This is a genomic window from Oscillospiraceae bacterium NTUH-002-81 (assembly GCA_032620915.1).
Classification (GTDB): Bacteria; Bacillota; Clostridia; order Lachnospirales; family Lachnospiraceae; genus JAGTTR01.
The window spans coordinates 2266770-2287558 of the sequence record CP136052.1 but is presented as its reverse complement, the minus strand read 5'-3'; the positions used below and the strand labels follow the sequence as shown (position 1 = coordinate 2287558).

Sequence of the window (20789 nt, the reverse complement as noted above, 5' to 3'; positions counted from 1 at the left end):
CCGGGGCCTGATGGGACAGGCGGACAGAAGCAGAACGCTTTCTGGAAAAAGCAGTAGAAGAACGGGAGAAAATTGCGACAGATGAAACAAATGCAGAGCAGAAGGAAGAAAAAGAACGGTGGGCTGTGTCGGCGCCTGCTGGTGCTGGCGTTACTGGTGGGGCTGCTGGCAAATACGGTGGGCTGTGTCGGTGGGCAGAGCAGCACGGCTCAGGATACGCAAAATGGCAGTAATCTTTGCGATTCTCTTTCCTATGAAGGCCGGGACACCCTTTCCTATGCGGAGCAGTTTACGGTGGATCGCTATGAGGACGGCTATGTGCTGCTGACCATCGCGGAGGATGCCAGGTACCTGGTGATCCCGGAGGGAAAAGAAATCCCAGAGGATCTGCCGGGGGATGTGGTGCCGCTTTGTCAGCCGATCTCCCATATTTATCTGGTGGCTTCGGCTGCCATGGATATGTTTGTCAAGCTGGATGCCCTGGATGCCATCCGTTTTTCGGGGATAGCAGCAGACGGCTGGACGATTCCCGAGGCGAAGGCTGCCATGGAGAGCGGGGATATTCTTTATGCGGGAAAATATTCCGCCCCGGATTATGAGAAAATCTTGTCTGAGGGCTGTGATCTTGCGGTGGAAAACACCATGGTGCTGCACACACCGGAGGTGAAGGAGCAGCTGGAACGGCTGGGCATTCCGGTTCTCATTGACTATTCCAGCTACGAGACCACGCCCCAGGGCCGGATGGAGTGGATCTGTTTTTATGGCATTTTGCTGGGAAAAGAAGAACAGGCCCGGGAGGTGTTTGAAGCCCAGGTGGCGGCTATGGAAGGAACTGCAGCGACGTCTGTAACGGACGGAGAAAATGCATCGGCTGTGTCTGGTTCAGGGAAAGCTGCTGTGTCAGAAACTGCGGGGACAGGCACAGCTTCCGGGGAGAAAACGGTGGCTTTCTTCTATATGACCTCCAGCGGTGCGGTCAATGTGCGCAAATCCAGCGATTACCTGCCAAAGATGATCGAACTGGCGGGAGGTACCTATGTGTGTCCACAGCTGAAAAAGGATGAGACTTCGGCTTCCTCCAGTGCCAATGTGCAGATGGAAGCCTTCTATGCGGCGGCGAAGGATGCGGATTATCTCATTTATAACAGCTCCATCGACGGCGAGGTGGCCGATCTGCAGGAACTGAAGGGAAAGGATGAACTGCTGGGCAAGTTCCGGGCAGTGCAGGAGGGGCATGTGTTCTGTACTTCCAAGAACCTGTATCAGGCATCTATGGAGCTGGGAGCTATCACGGCGGATATTCGGCGGATGCTGAATGGAGAGACAGAAGGATTTACCTATCTTTATCCGCTGCAATAATGGACAAGACGCAAGCTGGGCATGTGTAGAAGCCAATGATGCAGAGGTGGCCTGTGAATGGTCATGAAAAGGTTTATAGAGCAGGCATTGTTGGAAAATCTGCGGAGAAGTACTTGAATAAAGGGAAAAACAGAAGAATGAAAAGGAAATACAAGGAAAGAAGGAGGGGACAATCGTGCAGACAGATATGGAGAAAAAAATGCGGAACCGCTGTGTGATGGGGCTTGCAATTTTGCTGGGACTGCTGGCAGTTTTCCTCCTTTTGAGCATCTGCATCGGCAGTGTGTCCGTGTCTCCTCAGGAGGTGCTGGCGGTATTACAGGGGAAGGCCGGTCTGGATACGGCCAGGGATATCGTGCTTTCCATCCGTCTGCCCCGGGCGCTGGCGGCGCTGTTCCTGGGCGGGGCGCTGGCACTGTCCGGGTATCTTTTGCAGTCCTTTTTTCACAATCCCATTGCGGGGCCCTTTGTCTTAGGAATTTCTTCCGGGGCAAAACTCTGTGTGGCACTGGTGATGGTGGCGCTTCTGAACTTCCGGAAAACCGCCGGCTCCATGGCACTGATCCTGGCGGCTTTCGTGGGGGCGCTGGCTTCCATGGGATTTGTGCTGCTTCTGGCGAGAAAGGTGGAGCAGATGTCCATGCTGGTGGTGGGTGGTGTTATGATCGGTTATATCTGTTCCGCAGTGACGGATTTTGTCGTTACCTTTGCGGATGACGCCAACATTGTGAACCTGCACAACTGGTCCCGGGGCAGTTTTTCCGGCATCGGCTGGCATTCGGTGGGCTGGATCACGGTGCTGGTGGTGGCGGTGTCTGTGGGGACATTTCTCCTGTCGAAACCTTTGCAGGCGTATCGGCTGGGAGAAGCCTATGCCCGGAACATGGGGGTCAATTTGAAAATTTTCCGGGCGCTGCTGGTGATCCTGTCCAGTCTGCTGGCCGCCTGTGTGACAGCATTTGCCGGGCCGGTTTCCTTTGTGGGCATTGCGGTGCCCCATCTGGCCAAAGCGCTTTTGAAAAACGGTGATCCTCACTGGATGATCCCGTCCTGTTTCCTGGGGGGCGCGGTGTTCTGCCTGGCCTGTGACCTGGCGGCGCGGACAGTCTTTTCTCCCACAGAGCTTTCCATCAGCACCGTTACCGCGGTATTTGGCGCGCCGGTGGTGCTGTTTGTCATGATTCGCCGCAGAAAAGAGGAATACTAGTGGATTATTTTTATACGAAAGAGCTGGCCGCCGGATACGGGAAGGAGCCGGTGGTGAAGGGCGCCAACCTGCATTTGCAGAAGGGAGAGATCGTTACCCTCATCGGCCCCAATGGTGCCGGAAAGACAACGCTGCTGAAAAGCATCATCCGCCAACTGGAGCCGCTGGGAGGCGTGGCGGTACTGGAAGGACGGAATCTGGCGGAATATCATGGAAAAGAGCTGGCCTCCCGGCTGTCGGTGGTGCTGACGGAGCGGATCCGGCCCGAGCGGATGACCTGCCGGGAAGTCATCGGCACCGGGCGCTATCCCTATACGGGTATGCTGGGGGTGCTGTCCCGGGAGGATAAGCAGGCGGTGGAACGCGCTATGGAGCAGGTAGGGGTCACTTCCCTTGCTGACCGGGAATTCACTAGGATCAGTGACGGTCAACGGCAGCGGGTACTGCTGGCCCGGGCCATTGCCCAGGAGCCGGACATTCTGGTGCTGGATGAGCCCACTTCCTTTCTGGATATCCGCTATAAGCTGGAATTTCTGTCGATTTTGCAGAAGCTGACGAGACAGAACGGGCTGACGGTGCTATTGTCCTTGCATGAGCTGGATCTGGCCCAGCGGGTTTCTGACCGGATTGTGTGTATAGACCGGGAGGGCCATGACCGGGAAGGGACGCCGGAGGAGATTTTCGCACCCGGTGCGGTGCAGGAATTGTACGAACTCCGGTGTGGTTCCTTTGCGGAGCTTACCGGCAGTGTGGAGCTGGAAGCAGTGAAGGGAGACCCCCGGGTGTTCGTGTTGGCGGGAAACGGCACGGGAACGCCCATCTTTCGGCGGCTGCAGCGGGAGGGCATTCCCTTTGCCGCGGGCGTTTTGTGGGAAAACGATGTGGATTATCCCGCAGCCCGGGCACTGGCATCAAAGGTGTATGCGGTGCCTGCCTACGAAGAACTGGATGGGGAGGTGCTTGCCGGGGCAAGGGAGGAGATCGACCGGTGCAGGCAGGTATTGTGTGGATTCGAAACGCTGCCAGAGGGGAAGCTGGCGGCGGGGATACGGGAACTGTATGCGTATGCGAAAGAGATAGGGAAGATATAGATGACGTTCAGCGAGTGCCATTCGCAAAATTACGTCTGTCAAGAAAAAATGGTTGACAAACATGGGGGACATGGTTATAATTGTTTAGGTATGAATAGGAGACTATTATGCAAATGAACTTATCAGATGTTTTATCCAGAGATGAAAAGGTTGTTTCCATGGAGGCCGAGATTGCACTTGATGCGTTCACATCAGGACTTGGCACTTTTCCGATTGTGCGAAAGACACCGCTTTCCCTTTGCATCCGCAATACGGGAAACAAGGTGCTGGAGATCAGCGGAAAGATGGAGTTGGATGCGATAATTCCGTGCAGCCGGTGTCTGGAGGATGTAAGAACAACGATTCATCTGGACATTTTCCGGAAGCTGGATATGAAGCTGTCGGAGGATGACAGGATTAAGGCGTTGGATGAGAACAGTTATATTGCGGATTATACACTGGATGTGGATGGGCTTGTCTATGATGAGCTGCTGACAGTCTGGCCGATGAAGGTACTTTGTCGGGAGGACTGCAAGGGCATCTGCATGAAATGCGGCAAGAACCTGAATGAGGGGGATTGCGGCTGTGACAGAACAGTGCTGGATCCCAGAATGGCTGCGATCCGTGATATTTTTCGGAATTCAGGCAATTAAGGAAACGAAAGTTTGATAAGTAAAACATGAACAGGAAAGAGGAGGTGTAGTCATGTCTATCTGCCCGAAGAATAAATCTTCCAAAGGAAGAAGAGACCAGAGAAGAGCTAACTGGAAAATGAAAACCATGAATCTGGTAAAATGCAGCAAATGTGGAGAATTAATGATGCCTCACAGAGTATGCAAGGCTTGCGGCTCTTACAATAAGAAGGAGATCATTTCCACAGAGGCTTAATCAGTGGATTGAAGAAAGGAAGACGGTCAGTTTGCCATCCGGCGAATGCCGTCTTTTTTTCTGCGCTGTTTGCCTGACGAAAGCCCGGTCGGGAACAGTTACAAAATTATATTGATTTTTAGAATGATGTCTTGTATAGTAGTTTTAGTAATGCAAGGAGGAAAATTGCATGCAGGAATTAGTCAGAGTTTCCCTGGACGCCATGGGCGGGGATTTTGCCCCACAGGTGACGGTGCAGGGCGCAGTGGAGGCAGTACAGCAGAAGGACAACGTGAAGGTATTCCTTGTGGGACTTCCCGATGCCATTGAAGCGGAGCTTTCCAAATATACCTATGATAAAGACCGGATTGAGGTGGTGGCTGCCTCGGAAGTGATCGAGATGGCTGAGCCGCCGGTGATGGCGATCCGCCGGAAGAAGGATTCGTCCATTGTGGTGGGGCTGAATCTGGTAAAGAATGGACAGGCAGATGCTTTTGTGTCAGCAGGAAGCACCGGCGCGGTTCTCGTGGGAGGACAGCTGGTGGTGGGCCGGATCAAGGGCGTGGAGAGATCCCCGCTGGCCACTCTTTTCCCTACGGAGAAAGGCGTATCGCTGCTGGTTGACTGTGGTGCCAACGTGGATGTGAGATCCTCCCATCTGGTACAGTTTGCCAAGATGGGTTCTGTATATATGGAGCATTTTGTGGGCGTTTCCAATCCGAAGGTGGCGATCGTGAACAACGGCGCCGAGGAGGAGAAGGGCAACGCACTGGTGAAGGAGACATTTCCGCTTCTGAAGGAATGCGGGGATATCAATTTTACCGGAAGCATTGAAGCCAGAGATATCCCGGCCGGCGCAGCGGACGTGATCGTCTGTGACGGTTTTGTGGGTAATGTCATCCTGAAGCTTTACGAGGGGCTTTCTTCAACCCTGGTGAAGGTGATCAAGAAGGGCATGATGAGCTCCACGAGAGGCAAGATCGGCGGCGCACTGGCGAAGCCGGCGCTGAAGGAGACGTTGAAGAGCTTTGATGTGGAAGAATATGGCGGGGCACCGATGCTGGGACTGAAAGGCCTGGTGGTGAAGGGGCATGGAAGCTCCACCCACGGCGAGATCAAGAATGCCATTCTTCAGTGTGTAACATTTACGGAACAGAAGATGAATGAGAGGATTATGGAGAAAATCACACCGGAAGTAAAACCGGAAAATCATTGATGAGAGGGAAGGAAGTTAGAAATGGAATTTGAAAAATTACAGCAGATCATTTCAGAGGTATTAAATGTAGATGCAGAGGAGATTACCATGGACACAACGTTCGTGGATGACCTGGGAGCAGACTCCCTGGACATTTTTCAGATTATCATGGGCATTGAGGAAGAGTTCGATATTGAGATCTCCAACGAGGATGCAGAGAAGATCGTATCCGTGGGAGATGCGGTAGAAGAGATCAAGAACGCATTGAACTAAAAATAGAGAAAAGGGTGCCTCAAAACCGTTCCGATGTGAGGAGTTTTGAGGCTCCTTCTTTTAATAAGGAGAAAGTAGAATGCTTGATGCAAAGAGACGCAAAGAGATTGAACACCGGATTGGATATACATTCCACAATCCGGCCCTGCTGGAGAAGGCGCTGACCCACAGCTCCTATTCCAATGAGCACCGTCTGGGAAAACTGAACAACAATGAGCGGCTGGAATTCCTGGGGGATGCGGTGCTGGAAGTGGTGTCCAGTGAGTTCCTTTACAAAAAATATCCGGAGCGGCCGGAGGGGAGAGCTGACGAAGCAGCGTGCGAGCATGGTGTGTGAGCAGACGCTGGCGCTCTGTGCCAGAGATCTGGAGCTGGGTTCTTATCTGCTGCTGGGCAGAGGCGAGGACATGACCGGCGGAAGAGAGCGGGCCAGTGTGACCTCGGATGCCATGGAGGCGATGATCGGGGCGATTTATCTGGATGGTGGTTTTGCTAATGCGAAAGAGTACATTGACCGGTTTATTCTGAACGACATCGAGAATAAACAGCTCTTTTTCGATAGCAAGACTATCCTGCAGGAGATTGTGCAGGGAGAGATGGAGTGCGAGCCGGTGTATGAGCTGACCGGCGAGGAAGGCCCGAATCATAATAAGAAGTTTACCGTGCAGGTGCTGATCCGGGAGCAGGTGTACGGAACGGGAAGCGGCCGGACAAAGAAGGCGGCAGAGCAGGAGGCGGCTTACGCGGCACTTCTGAAGCTGAAAAAGTGATGGCAGGTGGGGTATGTATTTAAAAAGCATTGAGATACAGGGATTTAAGTCGTTCGCCAATCGGACGCTGCTGGAATTCCACAACGGCATCACCGGCATCGTGGGCCCCAACGGAAGCGGCAAGAGCAACGTGGCGGATGCGGTGCGCTGGGTGCTGGGCGAACAGCGGGCGAAGCAGCTGCGAGGCGCCAGTATGCAGGATGTCATTTTTTCCGGCACGGAGCTTCGGCGGGCGCTGAGCTATGCCTCCGTAGCCATCACCCTGGACAATTCCGACCACAAGCTGGCCGTGGATTTCGACGAGGTGACGGTGACGCGGCGGGTGTACCGTTCCGGCGAGAGCGAATATCTGATCAATGGCGCATCCTGCCGTCTGAAAGACATCAACGAACTGTTTTATGATACCGGTATCGGCAAAGAGGGCTATTCCATCATCGGACAGGGCCAGATCGACAAGATCTTAAGCGGGAAGCCCGAGGATCGTCGGGAGCTGTTTGACGAGGCGGCCGGTATTGTAAAATTCAAGCGGCGCAAGTCTGCTGCCCAGAAGCAGCTGGAGGAGGAGCGCCAGAGCCTGGTGCGCGTCAATGATATCATTGCGGAGCTGGAAAAACAGAAAGGCCCGCTGGAGAAACAGTCGGAGACGGCGAAGGTTTATTTACAGAAAAAAGAAGAGTTAAAGCTGTACGATGTCAACGGATTTCTTATGGAAACCCAGGAGAACCGGGGACAGTTAAAGGATCTGGAGGAAAAGCGGGACACCGCGTCCGGACAGCTGGCGGAAACGGAGCAGTCGCTGGAAAAGGCAAAGCAGAACTATGAGGTGCTGGAGGCCCAGATCGAAGCGCTGTCCGGGCAGATGGAGGAGGCTAGAAGCAAGGCATCCGAAGCGGCGCTGGCGAAACAGCGTCTGGAAAGCCAGATCGAGCTTTTAAAAGAACAGATCAACACGGCGAAAGCCAACGATGAGCATATCCAGAACCGGATGGAGGCCATCCGGGGAGAGCAGGCGCAGCGAAAGGAGCTGCTGGCCGGCAATGCCCTGCAGAAGCGTTCCTTACAGGAAGAGCTGGGGCAGGCCATAGAGGAACAGACGAAGGCAGAGGAACATCTGGCCGATATCCGTGGGCAGATGGATGCGCTGAATGCACAGATGGATCAGGCCAAGGCAGATATCATTGACCTTCTGAACCACCGGGCATCCACCAAGGGAAATATCCAGCGGTACGACACGATGCTGGAGCAGGTGCAGATCCGCAAAGCCCAGCTGTCTTCCCGTCTGCTGCAGTTAAAGAGCGAGGAAGCCCAGCAGAAGGAAGAGACAGATGTCTTTGATGAGAAGCTGCGGGCTGTGTCGGAGAAGATCCGGGAGCTGTCCGAACAGAGTCAGCAGGAGAACGACACCCATGAGAAATTACAGACGCAGATCCGGGAAGTGAACGGTCTGCTGGAACAGGGCCAGACGGCATTTCACCGGGAACAGTCCCGTCTGGAATCGCTGAAAAACCTGACGGAACGGTATGACGGTTACGGCAACAGCATTCGCCGGGTGATGGATCAGAAAAGCCGGGAGCCGGGCATCGTCGGTGTGGTGGCAGACCTGATCAAGGTGGAGAAGAAATATGAGATCGCTGTGGAGACGGCGCTGGGCGGCAGCATCCAGAACATCGTCACAGACAATGAGCAGACCGCCAAGCGGATGATCGAATTCCTGAAACGGAACAAGGCCGGAAGAGCCACCTTCCTGCCCCTCACCAGCGTGAAGAACCGCAGTGAGTTCAAACAGGAACAGGTATTAAAGGAGCCGGGTGTCATCGGCCTGGCCAACCGGCTGGTACATACGGATGTCCGGTATGAAGACCTCATCGGCTATCTGCTGGGCCGGGTGGTGGTGGCAGAGTCCATGGACGCGGCCATTCCACTGGCGAGAAAATATCACTACAGCCTGCGGATCGTCACCCTGGAGGGCGAGTCCTTAAGCCCCGGCGGTTCCATGACCGGTGGTGCTTTCAAGAATACGAGCAATCTGCTGGGCAGACGCCGGGAGATCGAGGAGCTGGAAGCTGCCGTGGAAGCTGTGAAAAAAGAGTTGGCAGACGCCCAGGCTCAGATGAGCGACCTGCGCAGACAGCGGGAGACGTGCCGGGCACAGATCACCAGCCTGAAGGAGCAGCTGCAGCAGCAGTATTTACAGCAGAACACCCTCCAGCTGGAGAAGAAGCAGCTGCAGGAAAAAGCAGGCAGCGTGCAGGGGGAATATGAGAGCCTGATGCGGGAAAACCGGGAGATCGAGTCCCAGATGACGGACATCGGGGAGAGCCGTTCCCGGATCGGCACAGAGTTGTCGGAATCCGAACAGACGGAGAAAGCACTGGAAGCACAGGTGGAAAGCTGTCAGGCGGTGCTGGACGGTTTCCGGGAAAAGGAAGAGACTGCTCAGCAGGAGACGGAGAAGACCCATCTTCGCATGGCGGGCTTAAAACAGCGGATGCAGTTCCTGGTGCAGGAGGAACAGCGTCTCCATCAGGAGCAGACCCGTCTGGAGGAAGAATATCATCAGCTGGACGAGAGCCTGGATGTGACGGCGGACGAGATCGTTGCCAGACAGGAACAGATTTCCCAGATCCGGCAGACCATCGAGGCGTCCCTGCAGGAGACCCAGGTCCAGGAAGAGGCCATGGCCCGGCTTTCGCAGGAGAAAGAGGAGAAATCCAGACAGCACAAGAGCTTTTTTGCAGAGCGGGAAAAGCTTTCTGATGAGAGAAGCCGCCTGGATAAAGAAGTGTTCCGTCTGAACAGCCAGTATGAAAAGCTGGAAGAAGCCATGGATGCCCAGATCAACTACATGTGGGAGGAATACGGCCTGACCTACTCGGCGGCCAGGGAGCTGTTCCGGGAGGATCTGGGAGAACTGCCGGTGGTACGGAAACAGATCGCGGTGCTCAAGGATGCCATCCGCAAGCTGGGAGATGTGAACGTCAACGCCATCGAGGATTTCAAGGAGCTGATGGAGCGCTACACCTTCTTGAGCGGCCAGCGGGATGACCTGTGCGAGGCAGAGCAGACACTGGTGGGCATCATCAGCGAGCTGGATGAGGGCATGCGCAAACAGTTTGCAGAGCAGTTCGAAGCCATTTGCCGGGAGTTTGAAAAAGCGTTCAGAGAGCTGTTCGGCGGCGGCAAGGCCAGCCTGGCGCTTATGGAGGATGAGGATCTTCTGGAAGCGGGCATTATGATCAACGCCCAGCCCCCGGGCAAGAAGCTGCAGAACATGATGCAGCTGTCCGGTGGAGAAAAGGCGCTGACGGCCATTGCACTTTTATTTGCCATCCAGAACCTGAAACCGTCGCCTTTCTGTCTGCTGGACGAGATCGAGGCGGCGCTGGACGATTCCAACGTGGGACGGTTTGCAGGCTACCTGCATAAGTTGACAAAAAATACGCAGTTTATTATCATTACACATAGAAGAGGTACCATGGCAGCGGCAGACCGTCTGTACGGCATCACCATGCAGGAGAAGGGCGTGTCCGTCCTGGTATCTGTGGATCTGATTGAAAAAGATCTGGATAAATAAGAAATACGGAAGGGTTTTCGGACCCGGAACGGAGGATAGTCATGGCAGAGGAAAAAGAAGAGAAGAAAGGGTTCTTTCACCGGCTGGTGGCAGGACTGTCGAAGACGAGAGACAACATTGTGTCCGGCATCGACTCTATTTTCAGCGGATTTTCCAGCATTGACGAAGATTTTTACGAAGAGATAGAAGAGATCCTGATCATGGGTGATATCGGCATTAATGCCACCAACGCCATCATCAGCGATCTGAAACAGAAGGTAAAGGAACGGGGCATCAAGGAGCCGGAGGCGTGCAAGCAGCTGCTCATTGACAGCATCCGGGAGCAGATGAGCGTGGGCGAGCTGGCCTATGAGTTTGAAAACCGCACCTCGGTGGTGCTGGTCATCGGCGTCAACGGCGTAGGCAAGACTACTTCGGTTGGAAAACTGGCCGGCAAATTAAAGGATCAGGGCAAGCGGGTCATTCTGGCAGCAGCGGACACCTTCCGTGCGGCAGCCACCGAGCAGCTCACCGAGTGGGCCAACCGGGCCGGGGTGGAGATCGTCAGCGGCCAGGAGGGCTCTGATCCGGCAGCCGTGGTGTATGACGCCGTACAGGCGGCCAAGGCGCGGCATGCGGATGTGCTGCTGTGCGACACCGCAGGCAGACTTCATAATAAGAAGAATCTCATGGAAGAGCTGAAAAAGATCAACCGGATTCTGGAAAAAGAATACCCGGAGGCTTACCGGGAGACACTGGTGGTACTGGACGGCACCACCGGCCAGAATGCGCTGGTGCAGGCAAGGCAGTTTGCAGAAGTGGCGGATATCACCGGCATCATCCTGACGAAGCTGGATGGAACGGCCAAGGGCGGCATTGCTGTGGCCATCCATTCGGAGCTGGGCATTCCGGTGAAATACATCGGCGTGGGCGAGAAGATCGAGGATCTGCACAAGTTCGACGCGGACGATTTCGTCAATGCCCTGTTCTGCAGAAACGACCAGGAGCAGGAGACGGAAGCAGAATAAAAGCAACAGCCAACCCAAAAAGACGGATGTGCAGGTAGCCCCGGTCATGATCAGCCAGGATCAGAAAGGGAAGAGCGCAGCACAGAGGAGACAAAAAATGCTGACACTGGAAAAATTTGAGGAGGCTTCGGAGATCGTCAAAAACGTCACGCTGGAGACGAAGCTGATGTACAGCGAATATCTGAGCCGCCAGACAGGAGCAAAGGTTTATTTGAAGCCGGAGAACATGCAGTTCACCGGCGCTTACAAGGTGCGGGGCGCCTATTATAAGATCAGTACCCTCTCGGAGGAAGAACGGAAGAAAGGACTGATCACCGCTTCCGCAGGCAATCACGCCCAGGGCGTTGCCTATGCAGCATCCCGGTTTGGAGCCAAGGCGGTCATCGTTATGCCGACGTCTACACCGCTCATGAAGGTGAACCGGACGAAGAGCTACGGTGCGGAAGTGGTGCTTTACGGGGATGTGTACGACGAGGCATGTGCCCATGCTTATCAGCTGGCAGAGGAACACGGCTACACGTTCATTCATCCCTTTGACGATGAGGTGGTGGCCACCGGCCAGGGAACCATTGCCATGGAGATCATCAAGGAGCTGCCGCTGGTCGATTACATCCTCGTACCCATCGGGGGTGGCGGACTGGCCACCGGCGTGTCCACTCTGGTAAAGCTGCTCAATCCCAACATCAAGGTCATCGGTGTGGAACCGGCAGGAGCCAACTGTATGCAGGAATCGCTGAAAAACGGCAAAGTCACAACGCTGCCGTCGGTAAACACCATTGCGGACGGTACGGCAGTGAAGACGCCGGGCAGTGTGATCTTCCCGTATATTCAGAAAAATGTGGACGAGATCATCACCGTGGAGGACGAGGAACTCATTGTGGCGTTCCTGGACATCATGGAAAATCACAAGATGGTGGTGGAAAATTCCGGCCTGCTGACCGTGGCGGCCTTAAAACACCTGGATCTGAAAGGGAAAAAGGTGGTATCCATCTTAAGCGGCGGCAACATGGACGTGATCACCATGTCCTCTGTGGTACAGCATGGCCTTATCCAGCGGGATCGGATCTTTACCGTATCCGTACTGCTGCCCGATAAGCCGGGCGCGCTGGTGAGCGTGGCTCAGGTCATTGCCGAAAATCAGGGCAATGTCATCCGGCTGGAGCACAACCAGTTCGTCAGCATCAACCGCAATGCGGCGGTGGAGCTGCGCATCACGCTGGAGGCCTTCGGTACGGAACATAAGAATCAGATCATGGAGGCGCTGGTCAAAGCCGGTTATGATCCGGTATTTAAACAGACAATCCTGTAATTACAGAATTGCGGGAGTGCGAAGTGTGGAGCAATTCGTGTAATCATTAAAAACTAAAGAAGTAAAATAAAAAAAGAAAAAGCAAAAAATAAAAAGGGGGAAACAACGATGAAACGGGTAATTACCATCAGCCGTGAGTACGGCGCAGGCGGACATTCCATCGGAAGAAAGGTAGCAGAGGAACTGGGGATTCCGTTTTACGACAGAGACATTGTAAAAGAAACCGTAAAAAAGAGTGGTTTTGACAAGGACTTAGTTCTGGAAGAGGAAGAGGATGAGAGCCGTGCAGAGGGCATCTGGAAGTTCCTTTCTTCCTTCTCCGGCGGTGCAGGCAATTTCCATGATACCCAGGAGACGATCCATGAGATCCAGAGCGCAGTCATTGCCAAGCTGGCCCACGAAGGCCCCTGTGTCATTCTGGGCAGATGCGCGGATGTGATCTTAAAGAGCGAGGGCATCGACTGCCTGAACGTGTTTATTTACGGGGATGATGTACACCGGGCAGCCAGAGTCGGCGAGCTCATCGGTACCACCGATGTGGATGAGATCCAGAAAGCCATGAACCGCAAAGACGAGAACCGCCATTATTTCTATAGCCATATGACAGGCAGAAAATGGGGAGATAGCCGGAATTATCATCTGTGTGTGGACAGCGGTCTGCTGGGTTATGACACCTGCGTGAAGCTTATCTGTGAGGCGGCACGGGCCATCGATGAGAAGAAATAAGAAAATATAAATGCAATACAGTTCACCCGCGCCATTCGCAAAATCGCATCTTCGATGCTTTCCGCTGCTGCGCAGCTTATTTTTGCTCATTACAAGGCGCTCCCTTCGTATATTCCTGAGGTCAGATTTTTATGCGAGCATAAAATCTTCCCGCACGAATATACGAGTGAACTGTCAATAAAAAGTACTTGACAGTGAAACGGAAATAGTGTATCCTACCTAAGGTGGTTGAAATGGAGAAGATTGTAGAGCAGACACTTCTGTATGATTTTTACGGCGAACTGCTTACGGAGCATCAGAAGCAGATATATGAGGATGTCGTGCTTGGTGACCTGTCCTTCAGCGAAGTTGCGGAGGATCGCGGCATCAGCAGGCAGGGTGTGCATGATCTTGTCAGGCGCTGCAATAAGATCCTGAATGACTACGAGGCGAAGCTTCATCTTGTAGAGAAGTTCGTGGTGATCCGGGAGAAGGTCAGCCAGATTCACGAGCTCGTCCGGGAGAAGGATACGATCGACCAGGAAGAGCTGCTTGGCAGACTGGAAGCGATTTCGAATGAGATTTTAGAGGAGTTATAACGAATGGCATTTGAAAGTTTATCGGATAGACTTCAGAACATATTCAAGAATCTGAGAAGCAAGGGACGACTGACGGAGGCCGATGTCAAGGCTGCCCTGAAGGAAGTCAAGATGGCGCTTCTCGAAGCAGATGTAAGCTTTAAGGTCGTGAAGCAGTTCATGAAATCTGTGCAGGAGCGGGCTGTGGGACAGGATGTCCTGAACGGTCTGAATCCGGGACAGATGGTCATCAAGATCGTTCATGAGGAGATGATCTCCCTCATGGGATCGGAGACGACGGAGATCGCACTGCGGCCCCAGAATGAGATCACGGTACTGATGATGGTTGGTCTTCAGGGTGCCGGTAAGACGACAACGACAGCGAAGATCGCAGGCAAGCTTCTGGCGAAGCGCAGGAAGCCCCTTCTGGTGGCCTGTGATGTGTACCGTCCGGCAGCGATCAAGCAGCTGCAGGTGAACGGAGAGAAGCAGGGCGTTGAAGTGTTCTCCATGGGCGACGGCCACAGACCGGCGGACATTGCGAAGGCGGCTGTGGAACATGCGAAGAAGAACGGCCTGAATGTGGTCATCCTCGATACCGCCGGACGTCTTCATATTGATGAGGACATGATGGATGAACTGGTGGAGATCAAAGAGGCAGTATCTGTAGATGAGACACTCCTTGTGGTCGATGCCATGACCGGTCAGGATGCAGTGAACGTGGCCGGAACTTTTAACGATAAAATCGGAATTGACGGTGTCATTCTGACAAAGCTGGATGGCGATACGAGAGGCGGAGCCGCTCTGTCCATCAAGGCTGTTACCGGCAAACCGATTCTATACATTGGTATGGGAGAGAAGCTTTCCGATCTGGAACAGTTTTATCCCGACCGTATGGCTTCCAGAATTCTCGGCATGGGAGATGTGCTGACGCTGATTGAGAAGGCGCAGGCAGATATCGACGAAGACAAAGCGAAGGAAATGCAGCAGAAGCTGAAGAAGAACAAGCTTGGCTTTGACGATTATCTGGAGAGCATGAACCAGATGAAGAAGATGGGAGGCCTGTCCAGTGTTTTGGGCATGATGCCGGGTATGGGCAGCCAGATGAAGAATCTGGAGTCGGTCATGGATGAGAAGAAGATGGCCCGCGTAGAAGCGATCATCCTTTCCATGACACCGCAGGAACGCTCGAATCCGGATATATTAAATCCTTCCCGTAAGCGCAGAATTGCCGCCGGGGCAGGCGTGGACATCAGCGAGGTGAACCGGCTGGTCAAACAGTTCGAGCAGAGCCGTAAGATGATGAAGCAGCTGCCGGGGCTTATGGGAGGCAGAGGCGGCCGACGTGGAAGAATGAAGTTTCCATTTTAAGGTAGATATTTTTTGAAGGAGGTGAATTTCAAGATGGCAGTAAAGATCAGATTAAGAAGAATGGGTCAGAAGAAGGCTCCTTTCTATAGAATCATCGTAGCAGATTCCAGATCCCCGAGAGATGGCAGATTCATCGAGGAGATCGGTACTTATGATCCGACCAGAGATCCGAGTGTATACAAGGTAAACGAGGAGCTTGCAAAGAAGTGGCTCGCTAACGGCGCTCAGCCGACCGAGACAGTAAGCAAGATCTTCAAGATGGCCGGTATCGAAAAATAAGACCTGTCGGAGGTGTCAGCGTGAAAGAATTAGTAGAAGTAATTGCAAAGTCGCTGGTAGATAACCCGGATGAGGTCGTAGTCAATGAAACCGAGACAGACAAAGGCATTGTGGTAGAACTGCATGTGGCCCAGTCTGATATGGGCAAAGTCATTGGCAAGCAGGGGCGTATTGCAAAGGCAATCCGTGCAGTCGTCAAGGCAGCGTCTTCCTCGGAAGACAAGAAAGTTGTCGTGGAGATATTACAGTAGCACGCAGACGGGAAACCTGAACATGGAGGGTGTTCCGGCGGGCAGGGTATACGATTATGCCCGGTTCGTTGGAGCGCTCTTTTTTCTTATATTGGATCACAGGAGAGAAGCATTTGGAAGACAGATTTCAGGTAGGGGTCATTACCACGACCCACGGAGTACGGGGAGAAGTGAAAGTGTTCCCCACAACGGATGATGTGAAGCGGTTCAAACGGCTGAAAAAGGTCATCCTTGATACAGGAAAAGAAGAGAAGATCCTGGAGGTGGAGGGAGCCAGATTTATGAAAAATCTGGTGCTCCTGAAGTTCAAGGGATATGATTCCATCAATGATATAGAGAAATATAAGGGCTGCAGCCTGTATGTGACAAGAGAGGATGCGGTGCGGCTGCGAAAGGATGAATACTTTGTGGCAGACCTCATCGGCATGGAGGTGTTTCTGGAGGACGGCAGTGCTTTTGGAAAGCTGACGGATGTGATGACCACCGGCGCCAACGATGTGTATGTGATCACCATTGCCGACAGGCGGGAGATCCTCGTTCCGGCCATCAAGGACTGTATCCTGTCGGTGGATCCGGAAGCGGGCAGAATGGAGATCCATCTGCTGCCGGGTCTGATGGAGTAAGGAGAAAACAATGAATTATCACGTATTAACGCTGTTTCCGGAAATGATCGAGCAGGGGCTGCATACGAGTATCATCGGCAGAGCCATGGAGAAGGGACTGCTTTCTCTGGATGCCGTCAACATCCGGGATTTTTCCACGGACAAGCACAAACGGGTGGATGATTATATTTACGGCGGCGGCGCGGGCCTCCTCATGCAGGCGGAGCCGGTGTATCAGGCCTATCTGTCGGTAAAGGAGAAGATCGGAAAGGCGCCCCGGGTCATCTATATGACGCCCCAGGGGCAGGTGTTCCATCAGAAGCTGGCGGAGGAGCTGGCACAGGAGGAAGACCTGGTGTTCCTCTGCGGCCACTATGAAGGCATTGACGAGCGGGTGCTGGAAGAGATCGTGACGGATAACGTGTCCATCGGCGACTATGTGCTCACCGGCGGGGAGCTGCCTGCCATGGTCATGATCGATGCTATTTCCCGGCATGTGCCCGGGGTTCTGAACAATGAGGATTCTGCCGGGGAGGACTCCTTCAGCAACCAGCTGCTGGAATATCCCCAGTACAGCCGTCCGGAGGTGTGGCATGACAAACAGGTGCCGCCGGTATTGCTGTCCGGCCATCACGGTAAGGTGGATGCCTGGAGGAGGGAACAGTCGCTGCTCCGCACATTCCAACGCCGTCCGGAGCTTCTGGAACAGGCGGATCTGTCCGAGCAGGACTGGAAATTCCTGGAACGGCTGCGCAGCCTGGAGGATAAAACGTGAAGAAGATTTTTTTGATTGCCACAGGAGGAACCATTGCTTCCAGGGAAGGGAAGAATGGTCTGACACCGGAGCTTTCCCTGGAGCAGCTTTTACAGTATGTGCCGCAGATCCGGGAGCTTTGCCGGATCAGAGCAGTACAGCCCATGAATCTGGACAGCACGAACATGCAGCCGTCTGACTGGCTTTGTCTGGCAAAGCTGATCAGGAATGTGTATGAAAAGTATGATGGCTTTGTGATCCTGCACGGAACTGATACGATGGCTTATACGGCGGCCGCTTTGTCATATCTGATCCAGAACAGCAGGAAACCGATTGTGCTGACGGGTGCGCAGAAGCCCATTGACCAGGATATTACCGATGCCAGAAGTAATGTGCTGCAGAGTGTACGTTATGTATGTGATGACAGGGCATCGGATGTAAATTTTGTATTCAACGGGGAAGTAATTGCCGGAACAAGAGGAAGAAAGATCCGGACGAAGAGCTTCAATGCTTTTTCCAGTGTGGATTATCCGCACCTGGCAGTTATCCGGGAAAATCATATCATCCATTATATTACCCGTTCCATGAATGCACCGGTGACCTGGTATGATGCATTGAATGATAAGGTATTTGTGCTGAAGCTGATTCCGGGACTGTCGGCAGACATTCTGGACTATCTGGCGGAACGTTATGAAGCCGTGGTCATCGAAGGGTTTGGTATCGGTGGAGTGCCCAGCACAGAACGACAGAAATTCTGTGAGAAGATTACCACTTTCCTTGATAAGGGCAGGACACTGGTTATTACCACGCAGGTACCGCTGGAAGGCAGCGACCTGAGTGTGTATGAGGTGGGAAGACTGTTCCGGAAGGATGAACGGGTACTGGAAGCCTATAATATGACACTGGAAGCCATTGTGACCAAGCTGATGTGGTTACTGGCGTGTACGAAGAACCGTCAGGAGCTGGCGAGACGGTTTTATGAAGAGATAAATTACGATATTTGTTTATAAAAACCTTGCATATTTGACAGATATATGCTATCATTCAATAGTTGCGAAGAATAGATGGTCCTCTGTTACGTTTATGTATTAAGAACATCCAAATAATAAGGAGGCACACAGATGAACGAAATCATCAAGAGCATTGAAGACGCTCAGTTAAAAGCAGAAGCACCGCAGTTTAATGTCGGTGACACCGTAAAAGTATACGGTAAGATCAAAGAGGGTAACCGTGAGAGAATCCAGGTATTCGAGGGCACAGTCCTGAAAAAGCAGGGCGGCGGCGCAAGAGAGACCTTTACTGTGAGAAAGACTTCCAACGGCATCGGCGTAGAGAAGACATGGCCGCTGCATTCTCCTAATGTAGAGAAGGTAGAAGTGATCCGCAGAGGTAAGGTAAGACGTGCGAAACTGAACTACTTAAGAGACCGTGTTGGTAAGAAGGCAAGGGTTAAAGAGTTAGTAAAATAATGATCTGGAAGAGGGACAAATACATAATGTATCTTGTCCCTTTTTTTCTACAGGCAGGGGAAATATGCGAAGAAGACGGAGAAGATACACCAGGGGAAAAAAAGAGAGCAAATGGAACATGAACATGCTGGGAAATATCCTACTGTGGATTTTTCAGATCGCAGTGGTTCTTCTCATGGCGTTTGTGCTCGTATTTTATGCGGGCGAACAGATCAGCAACATCGGAGATTCCATGTCACCCACCCTGGAGAACGGGGATGTGGTGCTGGTGAACCGTTTTGTATATAAAGTGACCTCCCCGAAGCAGGGCGACCTGGTCGTATTTCGGCCCAACGGCAACGTGAATGCCCATTTTTATATCAAGCGGGTGGTGGCCGGGCCGGGGGACACCGTACAGATCAGGGACGGTTTTCTCTATGTCAATGACGAACTGATGACAGACCTGCCCTTCGGACGGATCTCCAACGCCGGTATGGCGGAGGACACCGTAACGGTCGGAAGTGAGGAATATTTTGTGATCGGAGACAACCCCGACAGCAGTGAGGACAGCAGATACACGGATATCGGCAATGTGAAGCTGTCCGATATCGAGGGAAAGGCGTGGTATGTCCTTTCACCGCGGACACGCAGAGGGAAGCTTTAGATCCAGGACAGGAGTGGAAAAATATGCAGTATCAGTGGTATCCGGGGCACATGACGAAGGCAAAGCGCATGATGCAGGAGAATATCAAGCTGGTGGACCTGATTATCGAGCTGGTGGATGCCCGGATCCCGTACAGCAGCCGGAATCCGGACATTGATGAGCTGGGCAGAAATAAAGCGCGGCTGATCCTGCTGAACAAGGCAGATCTGGCCGATGAGGCAGCCAATGCGGCGTGGACGAAAGCGCTGGAGGCAACGGGGGCAGTGGTGGTGAAGGCCAATTCCCGCTCCGGTGCGGGCTTGAAAGCCGTCCAGGGCGCTGTGGCGGAGGCATGTAAGGAAAAAGATCGAGCGGGACAGAAGACGGGGCATCAAGAACCGGCCGGTACGTGCCATGGTGGCGGGGATCCCCAACGTGGGAAAATCCACGTTTATCAACAGCTATGCGGGAAAAGCCTGCGCAAAGACGGGCAATAAGCCGGGTGTCACCAGAGGCGCGCAGTGGATCAAGCTGAACCGGCAGCTGGAGCTTCTGGATACGCCGGGTATCCTCTGGCCCCGGTTTGAAAATCAGGAGGTGGGTTTCCGTCTGGCACTCATCGGTTCCATCCGGGATGAGGTGCTGAACACAGAGGAAATGGCCTTTACGTTTTTGCAGTTTTTGCGGGCAAATTATCCGGGACTGCTGCAGCAGCGCTATGAGATCGAAGAGTCCGACGATGCACTGGAAAATTTGAACCGGATCGCGGAAAATAGACTTTGCCGTTTAAAGGGAAATATGTTAGACTTAAAAAAGGCATCAGACATTGTGATCGATGACTTCAGAAGCGGACGGCTGGGAAGAATCACACTGGAATTCCCGGATCGCGTCGGCCAGGAAAAAGGACTAAAGCATGAAACAGATGACGGATTCAAAGAAGGAAAAACGGACTGACGGGGTGTACCGGGAGATTTTCAGCATGATGTTTTACCTGATTTTTGTTGTGGCGGCAACGCTGCTGATCATCCGGTTTGTGGGACAGCGGACAGAGGTCAGTGGCCATTCCATGGAGGATACGCTGGATGACGGCGACAATCTGATCGTGGATAAGCTGACTTACCGGTTCAGGGATCCGGTGCGGTACGACATTATTGTTTTTCCGTATAAATATAAAGAAGACACGTACTATATCAAGCGGATCATCGGGCTTCCCGGGGAGATGGTACAGATCACCGAGGAGGGGAATATCCTCATCAACGGGGAGATCCTGGAGGAATCCTACGGCCGGGAGGTTATGAAGAGCCCGGGTATTGCGGCGGATCCCATCATTCTCGGAGAAGATGAATATTTTGTGCTGGGAGATAACCGAAACGCCAGCGCAGACAGCCGGGATCCCAGCGTAGGTGTCATTTCCGGTAAGGATATCGTGGGCAGAGCGTGGCTGCGCATCTGGCCGCTGAACAAGTTCGGTATTTTGAAACATCAGTAATGAGATAAAGGCATGTGACAGAAGGAAAGCAGACGGCA

21 protein-coding genes and 2 pseudogenes are annotated in these 20789 nt (G+C 53.1%); all 23 read left to right on the top strand.

Going from position 1 to position 20789, the window contains the following annotated elements:
- Positions 1-81 precede the first annotated feature (81 nt).
- The 23 genes and pseudogenes from RJD28_11215 to lepB (RJD28_11105) all read left to right on the top strand — a co-directional run bounded on the left by RJD28_11215 (position 82) and on the right by lepB (RJD28_11105) (position 20751).
- Entirely contained in the window at positions 82-1359 is a 1278-nt protein-coding gene (locus RJD28_11215) for an ABC transporter substrate-binding protein (protein ID WNV56881.1), read from the top strand.
- A gap of 187 nt (positions 1360-1546) precedes the next feature.
- Positions 1547-2566 (top strand): iron ABC transporter permease, encoded by a 1020-nt coding sequence (locus RJD28_11210; protein ID WNV59609.1) that lies wholly within the window; start codon positions 1547-1549, stop codon positions 2564-2566.
- Complete coding sequence (locus RJD28_11205; GenBank protein WNV56880.1) at positions 2566-3657, top strand: ABC transporter ATP-binding protein; 1092 nt, start codon at positions 2566-2568, stop codon at positions 3655-3657. The genes RJD28_11210 and RJD28_11205 overlap by 1 nt, the downstream gene beginning before the upstream one ends.
- Positions 3658-3770: 113 nt before the next feature.
- Positions 3771-4289 (top strand): DUF177 domain-containing protein, encoded by a 519-nt coding sequence (locus tag RJD28_11200; GenBank protein WNV56879.1) that lies wholly within the window; start codon positions 3771-3773, stop codon positions 4287-4289.
- 52 nt (positions 4290-4341) lie between these two features.
- Positions 4342-4524: a 50S ribosomal protein L32 gene (gene rpmF / locus RJD28_11195; GenBank protein WNV56878.1), complete on the top strand. Its 183-nt coding sequence runs from the start codon at positions 4342-4344 to the stop codon at positions 4522-4524.
- 169 nt (positions 4525-4693) lie between these two features.
- Positions 4694-5719: a phosphate acyltransferase PlsX gene (gene plsX, locus RJD28_11190; GenBank protein WNV56877.1), complete on the top strand. Its 1026-nt coding sequence runs from the start codon at positions 4694-4696 to the stop codon at positions 5717-5719.
- A gap of 21 nt (positions 5720-5740) precedes the next feature.
- Complete coding sequence (acpP, locus tag RJD28_11185; GenBank protein WNV56876.1) at positions 5741-5971, top strand: acyl carrier protein; 231 nt, start codon at positions 5741-5743, stop codon at positions 5969-5971.
- A gap of 79 nt (positions 5972-6050) precedes the next feature.
- Positions 6051-6741 (top strand): annotated as a pseudogene (rnc, locus tag RJD28_11180) (ribonuclease III).
- Between the two features lie 13 nt (positions 6742-6754).
- On the top strand, positions 6755-10315 hold the full coding sequence (smc, locus tag RJD28_11175; GenBank protein ID WNV56875.1) for a chromosome segregation protein SMC: 3561 nt from the start codon (positions 6755-6757) through the stop codon (positions 10313-10315).
- A 41-nt stretch (positions 10316-10356) separates the two neighbouring features.
- Complete coding sequence (gene ftsY / locus RJD28_11170; GenBank protein ID WNV56874.1) at positions 10357-11322, top strand: signal recognition particle-docking protein FtsY; 966 nt, start codon at positions 10357-10359, stop codon at positions 11320-11322.
- A gap of 97 nt (positions 11323-11419) precedes the next feature.
- Positions 11420-12631 (top strand): threonine ammonia-lyase, encoded by a 1212-nt coding sequence (ilvA, locus tag RJD28_11165; GenBank protein ID WNV56873.1) that lies wholly within the window; start codon positions 11420-11422, stop codon positions 12629-12631.
- 108 nt (positions 12632-12739) lie between these two features.
- A complete protein-coding gene (locus tag RJD28_11160) occupies positions 12740-13357 on the top strand; it encodes a cytidylate kinase-like family protein (GenBank protein WNV56872.1) in 618 nt (205 codons plus the stop codon).
- Positions 13358-13590: 233 nt separating this feature from the next.
- On the top strand, positions 13591-13935 hold the full coding sequence (locus RJD28_11155; protein ID WNV56871.1) for a YlxM family DNA-binding protein: 345 nt from the start codon (positions 13591-13593) through the stop codon (positions 13933-13935).
- Between the two features lie 3 nt (positions 13936-13938).
- Entirely contained in the window at positions 13939-15285 is a 1347-nt protein-coding gene (gene ffh / locus RJD28_11150; GenBank protein ID WNV56870.1) for a signal recognition particle protein, read from the top strand.
- Between the two features lie 33 nt (positions 15286-15318).
- On the top strand, positions 15319-15564 hold the full coding sequence (rpsP, locus tag RJD28_11145; GenBank protein ID WNV56869.1) for a 30S ribosomal protein S16: 246 nt from the start codon (positions 15319-15321) through the stop codon (positions 15562-15564).
- Positions 15565-15584: 20 nt separating this feature from the next.
- Positions 15585-15815: a KH domain-containing protein gene (locus tag RJD28_11140; GenBank protein WNV56868.1), complete on the top strand. Its 231-nt coding sequence runs from the start codon at positions 15585-15587 to the stop codon at positions 15813-15815.
- A 113-nt stretch (positions 15816-15928) separates the two neighbouring features.
- The gene (rimM, locus tag RJD28_11135) at positions 15929-16438 is read left to right on the top strand and encodes a ribosome maturation factor RimM (protein ID WNV56867.1); all 510 of its coding nucleotides are present in this window, start codon (positions 15929-15931) and stop codon (positions 16436-16438) included.
- 10 nt (positions 16439-16448) lie between these two features.
- Entirely contained in the window at positions 16449-17192 is a 744-nt protein-coding gene (gene trmD / locus RJD28_11130) for a tRNA (guanosine(37)-N1)-methyltransferase TrmD (GenBank protein WNV56866.1), read from the top strand.
- On the top strand, positions 17189-18181 hold the full coding sequence (locus tag RJD28_11125; protein ID WNV56865.1) for an asparaginase: 993 nt from the start codon (positions 17189-17191) through the stop codon (positions 18179-18181). Before trmD ends, RJD28_11125 begins: the two co-directional genes overlap by 4 nt.
- Positions 18182-18292: 111 nt before the next feature.
- Positions 18293-18640 carry a 50S ribosomal protein L19 gene (gene rplS, locus RJD28_11120; GenBank protein ID WNV56864.1) on the top strand — a complete coding sequence of 116 codons (348 nt, stop codon included), beginning with the start codon at positions 18293-18295 and terminating at the stop codon, positions 18638-18640.
- A gap of 64 nt (positions 18641-18704) precedes the next feature.
- Positions 18705-19283 (top strand): signal peptidase I, encoded by a 579-nt coding sequence (gene lepB, locus RJD28_11115; protein ID WNV56863.1) that lies wholly within the window; start codon positions 18705-18707, stop codon positions 19281-19283.
- A gap of 23 nt (positions 19284-19306) precedes the next feature.
- Positions 19307-20216, top strand: a pseudogene (gene ylqF, locus RJD28_11110) (ribosome biogenesis GTPase YlqF).
- Positions 20185-20751: a signal peptidase I gene (lepB, locus tag RJD28_11105; GenBank protein ID WNV59608.1), complete on the top strand. Its 567-nt coding sequence runs from the start codon at positions 20185-20187 to the stop codon at positions 20749-20751. Before ylqF ends, lepB (RJD28_11105) begins: the two are co-directional and overlap by 32 nt.
- Positions 20752-20789: the final 38 nt, after the last annotated feature.

What these genes read in the sequence shown, in the direction of transcription:
- RJD28_11215 (WNV56881.1), top strand. Translation starts at nt 82, where the DNA reads ATGAAACAAATGCAGAGCAGAAGGAAGAAAAAGAACGGTGGGCTGTGT.
- RJD28_11210 (WNV59609.1), top strand. Translation starts at nt 1,547, where the DNA reads ATGGAGAAAAAAATGCGGAACCGCTGTGTGATGGGGCTTGCAATTTTG.
- RJD28_11200 (WNV56879.1), top strand. Translation starts at nt 3,771, where the DNA reads ATGAACTTATCAGATGTTTTATCCAGAGATGAAAAGGTTGTTTCCATG.
- rpmF (WNV56878.1), top strand. Translation starts at nt 4,342, where the DNA reads ATGTCTATCTGCCCGAAGAATAAATCTTCCAAAGGAAGAAGAGACCAG.
- plsX (WNV56877.1), top strand. Translation starts at nt 4,694, where the DNA reads ATGCAGGAATTAGTCAGAGTTTCCCTGGACGCCATGGGCGGGGATTTT.
- acpP (WNV56876.1), top strand. Translation starts at nt 5,741, where the DNA reads ATGGAATTTGAAAAATTACAGCAGATCATTTCAGAGGTATTAAATGTA.
- smc (WNV56875.1), top strand. Translation starts at nt 6,755, where the DNA reads ATGTATTTAAAAAGCATTGAGATACAGGGATTTAAGTCGTTCGCCAAT.
- ftsY (WNV56874.1), top strand. Translation starts at nt 10,357, where the DNA reads ATGGCAGAGGAAAAAGAAGAGAAGAAAGGGTTCTTTCACCGGCTGGTG.
- ilvA (WNV56873.1), top strand. Translation starts at nt 11,420, where the DNA reads ATGCTGACACTGGAAAAATTTGAGGAGGCTTCGGAGATCGTCAAAAAC.
- RJD28_11160 (WNV56872.1), top strand. Translation starts at nt 12,740, where the DNA reads ATGAAACGGGTAATTACCATCAGCCGTGAGTACGGCGCAGGCGGACAT.
- RJD28_11155 (WNV56871.1), top strand. Translation starts at nt 13,591, where the DNA reads ATGGAGAAGATTGTAGAGCAGACACTTCTGTATGATTTTTACGGCGAA.
- ffh (WNV56870.1), top strand. Translation starts at nt 13,939, where the DNA reads ATGGCATTTGAAAGTTTATCGGATAGACTTCAGAACATATTCAAGAAT.
- rpsP (WNV56869.1), top strand. Translation starts at nt 15,319, where the DNA reads ATGGCAGTAAAGATCAGATTAAGAAGAATGGGTCAGAAGAAGGCTCCT.
- trmD (WNV56866.1), top strand. Translation starts at nt 16,449, where the DNA reads ATGAATTATCACGTATTAACGCTGTTTCCGGAAATGATCGAGCAGGGG.
- rplS (WNV56864.1), top strand. Translation starts at nt 18,293, where the DNA reads ATGAACGAAATCATCAAGAGCATTGAAGACGCTCAGTTAAAAGCAGAA.
- lepB (WNV56863.1), top strand. Translation starts at nt 18,705, where the DNA reads ATGCGAAGAAGACGGAGAAGATACACCAGGGGAAAAAAAGAGAGCAAA.
- lepB (WNV59608.1), top strand. Translation starts at nt 20,185, where the DNA reads ATGACGGATTCAAAGAAGGAAAAACGGACTGACGGGGTGTACCGGGAG.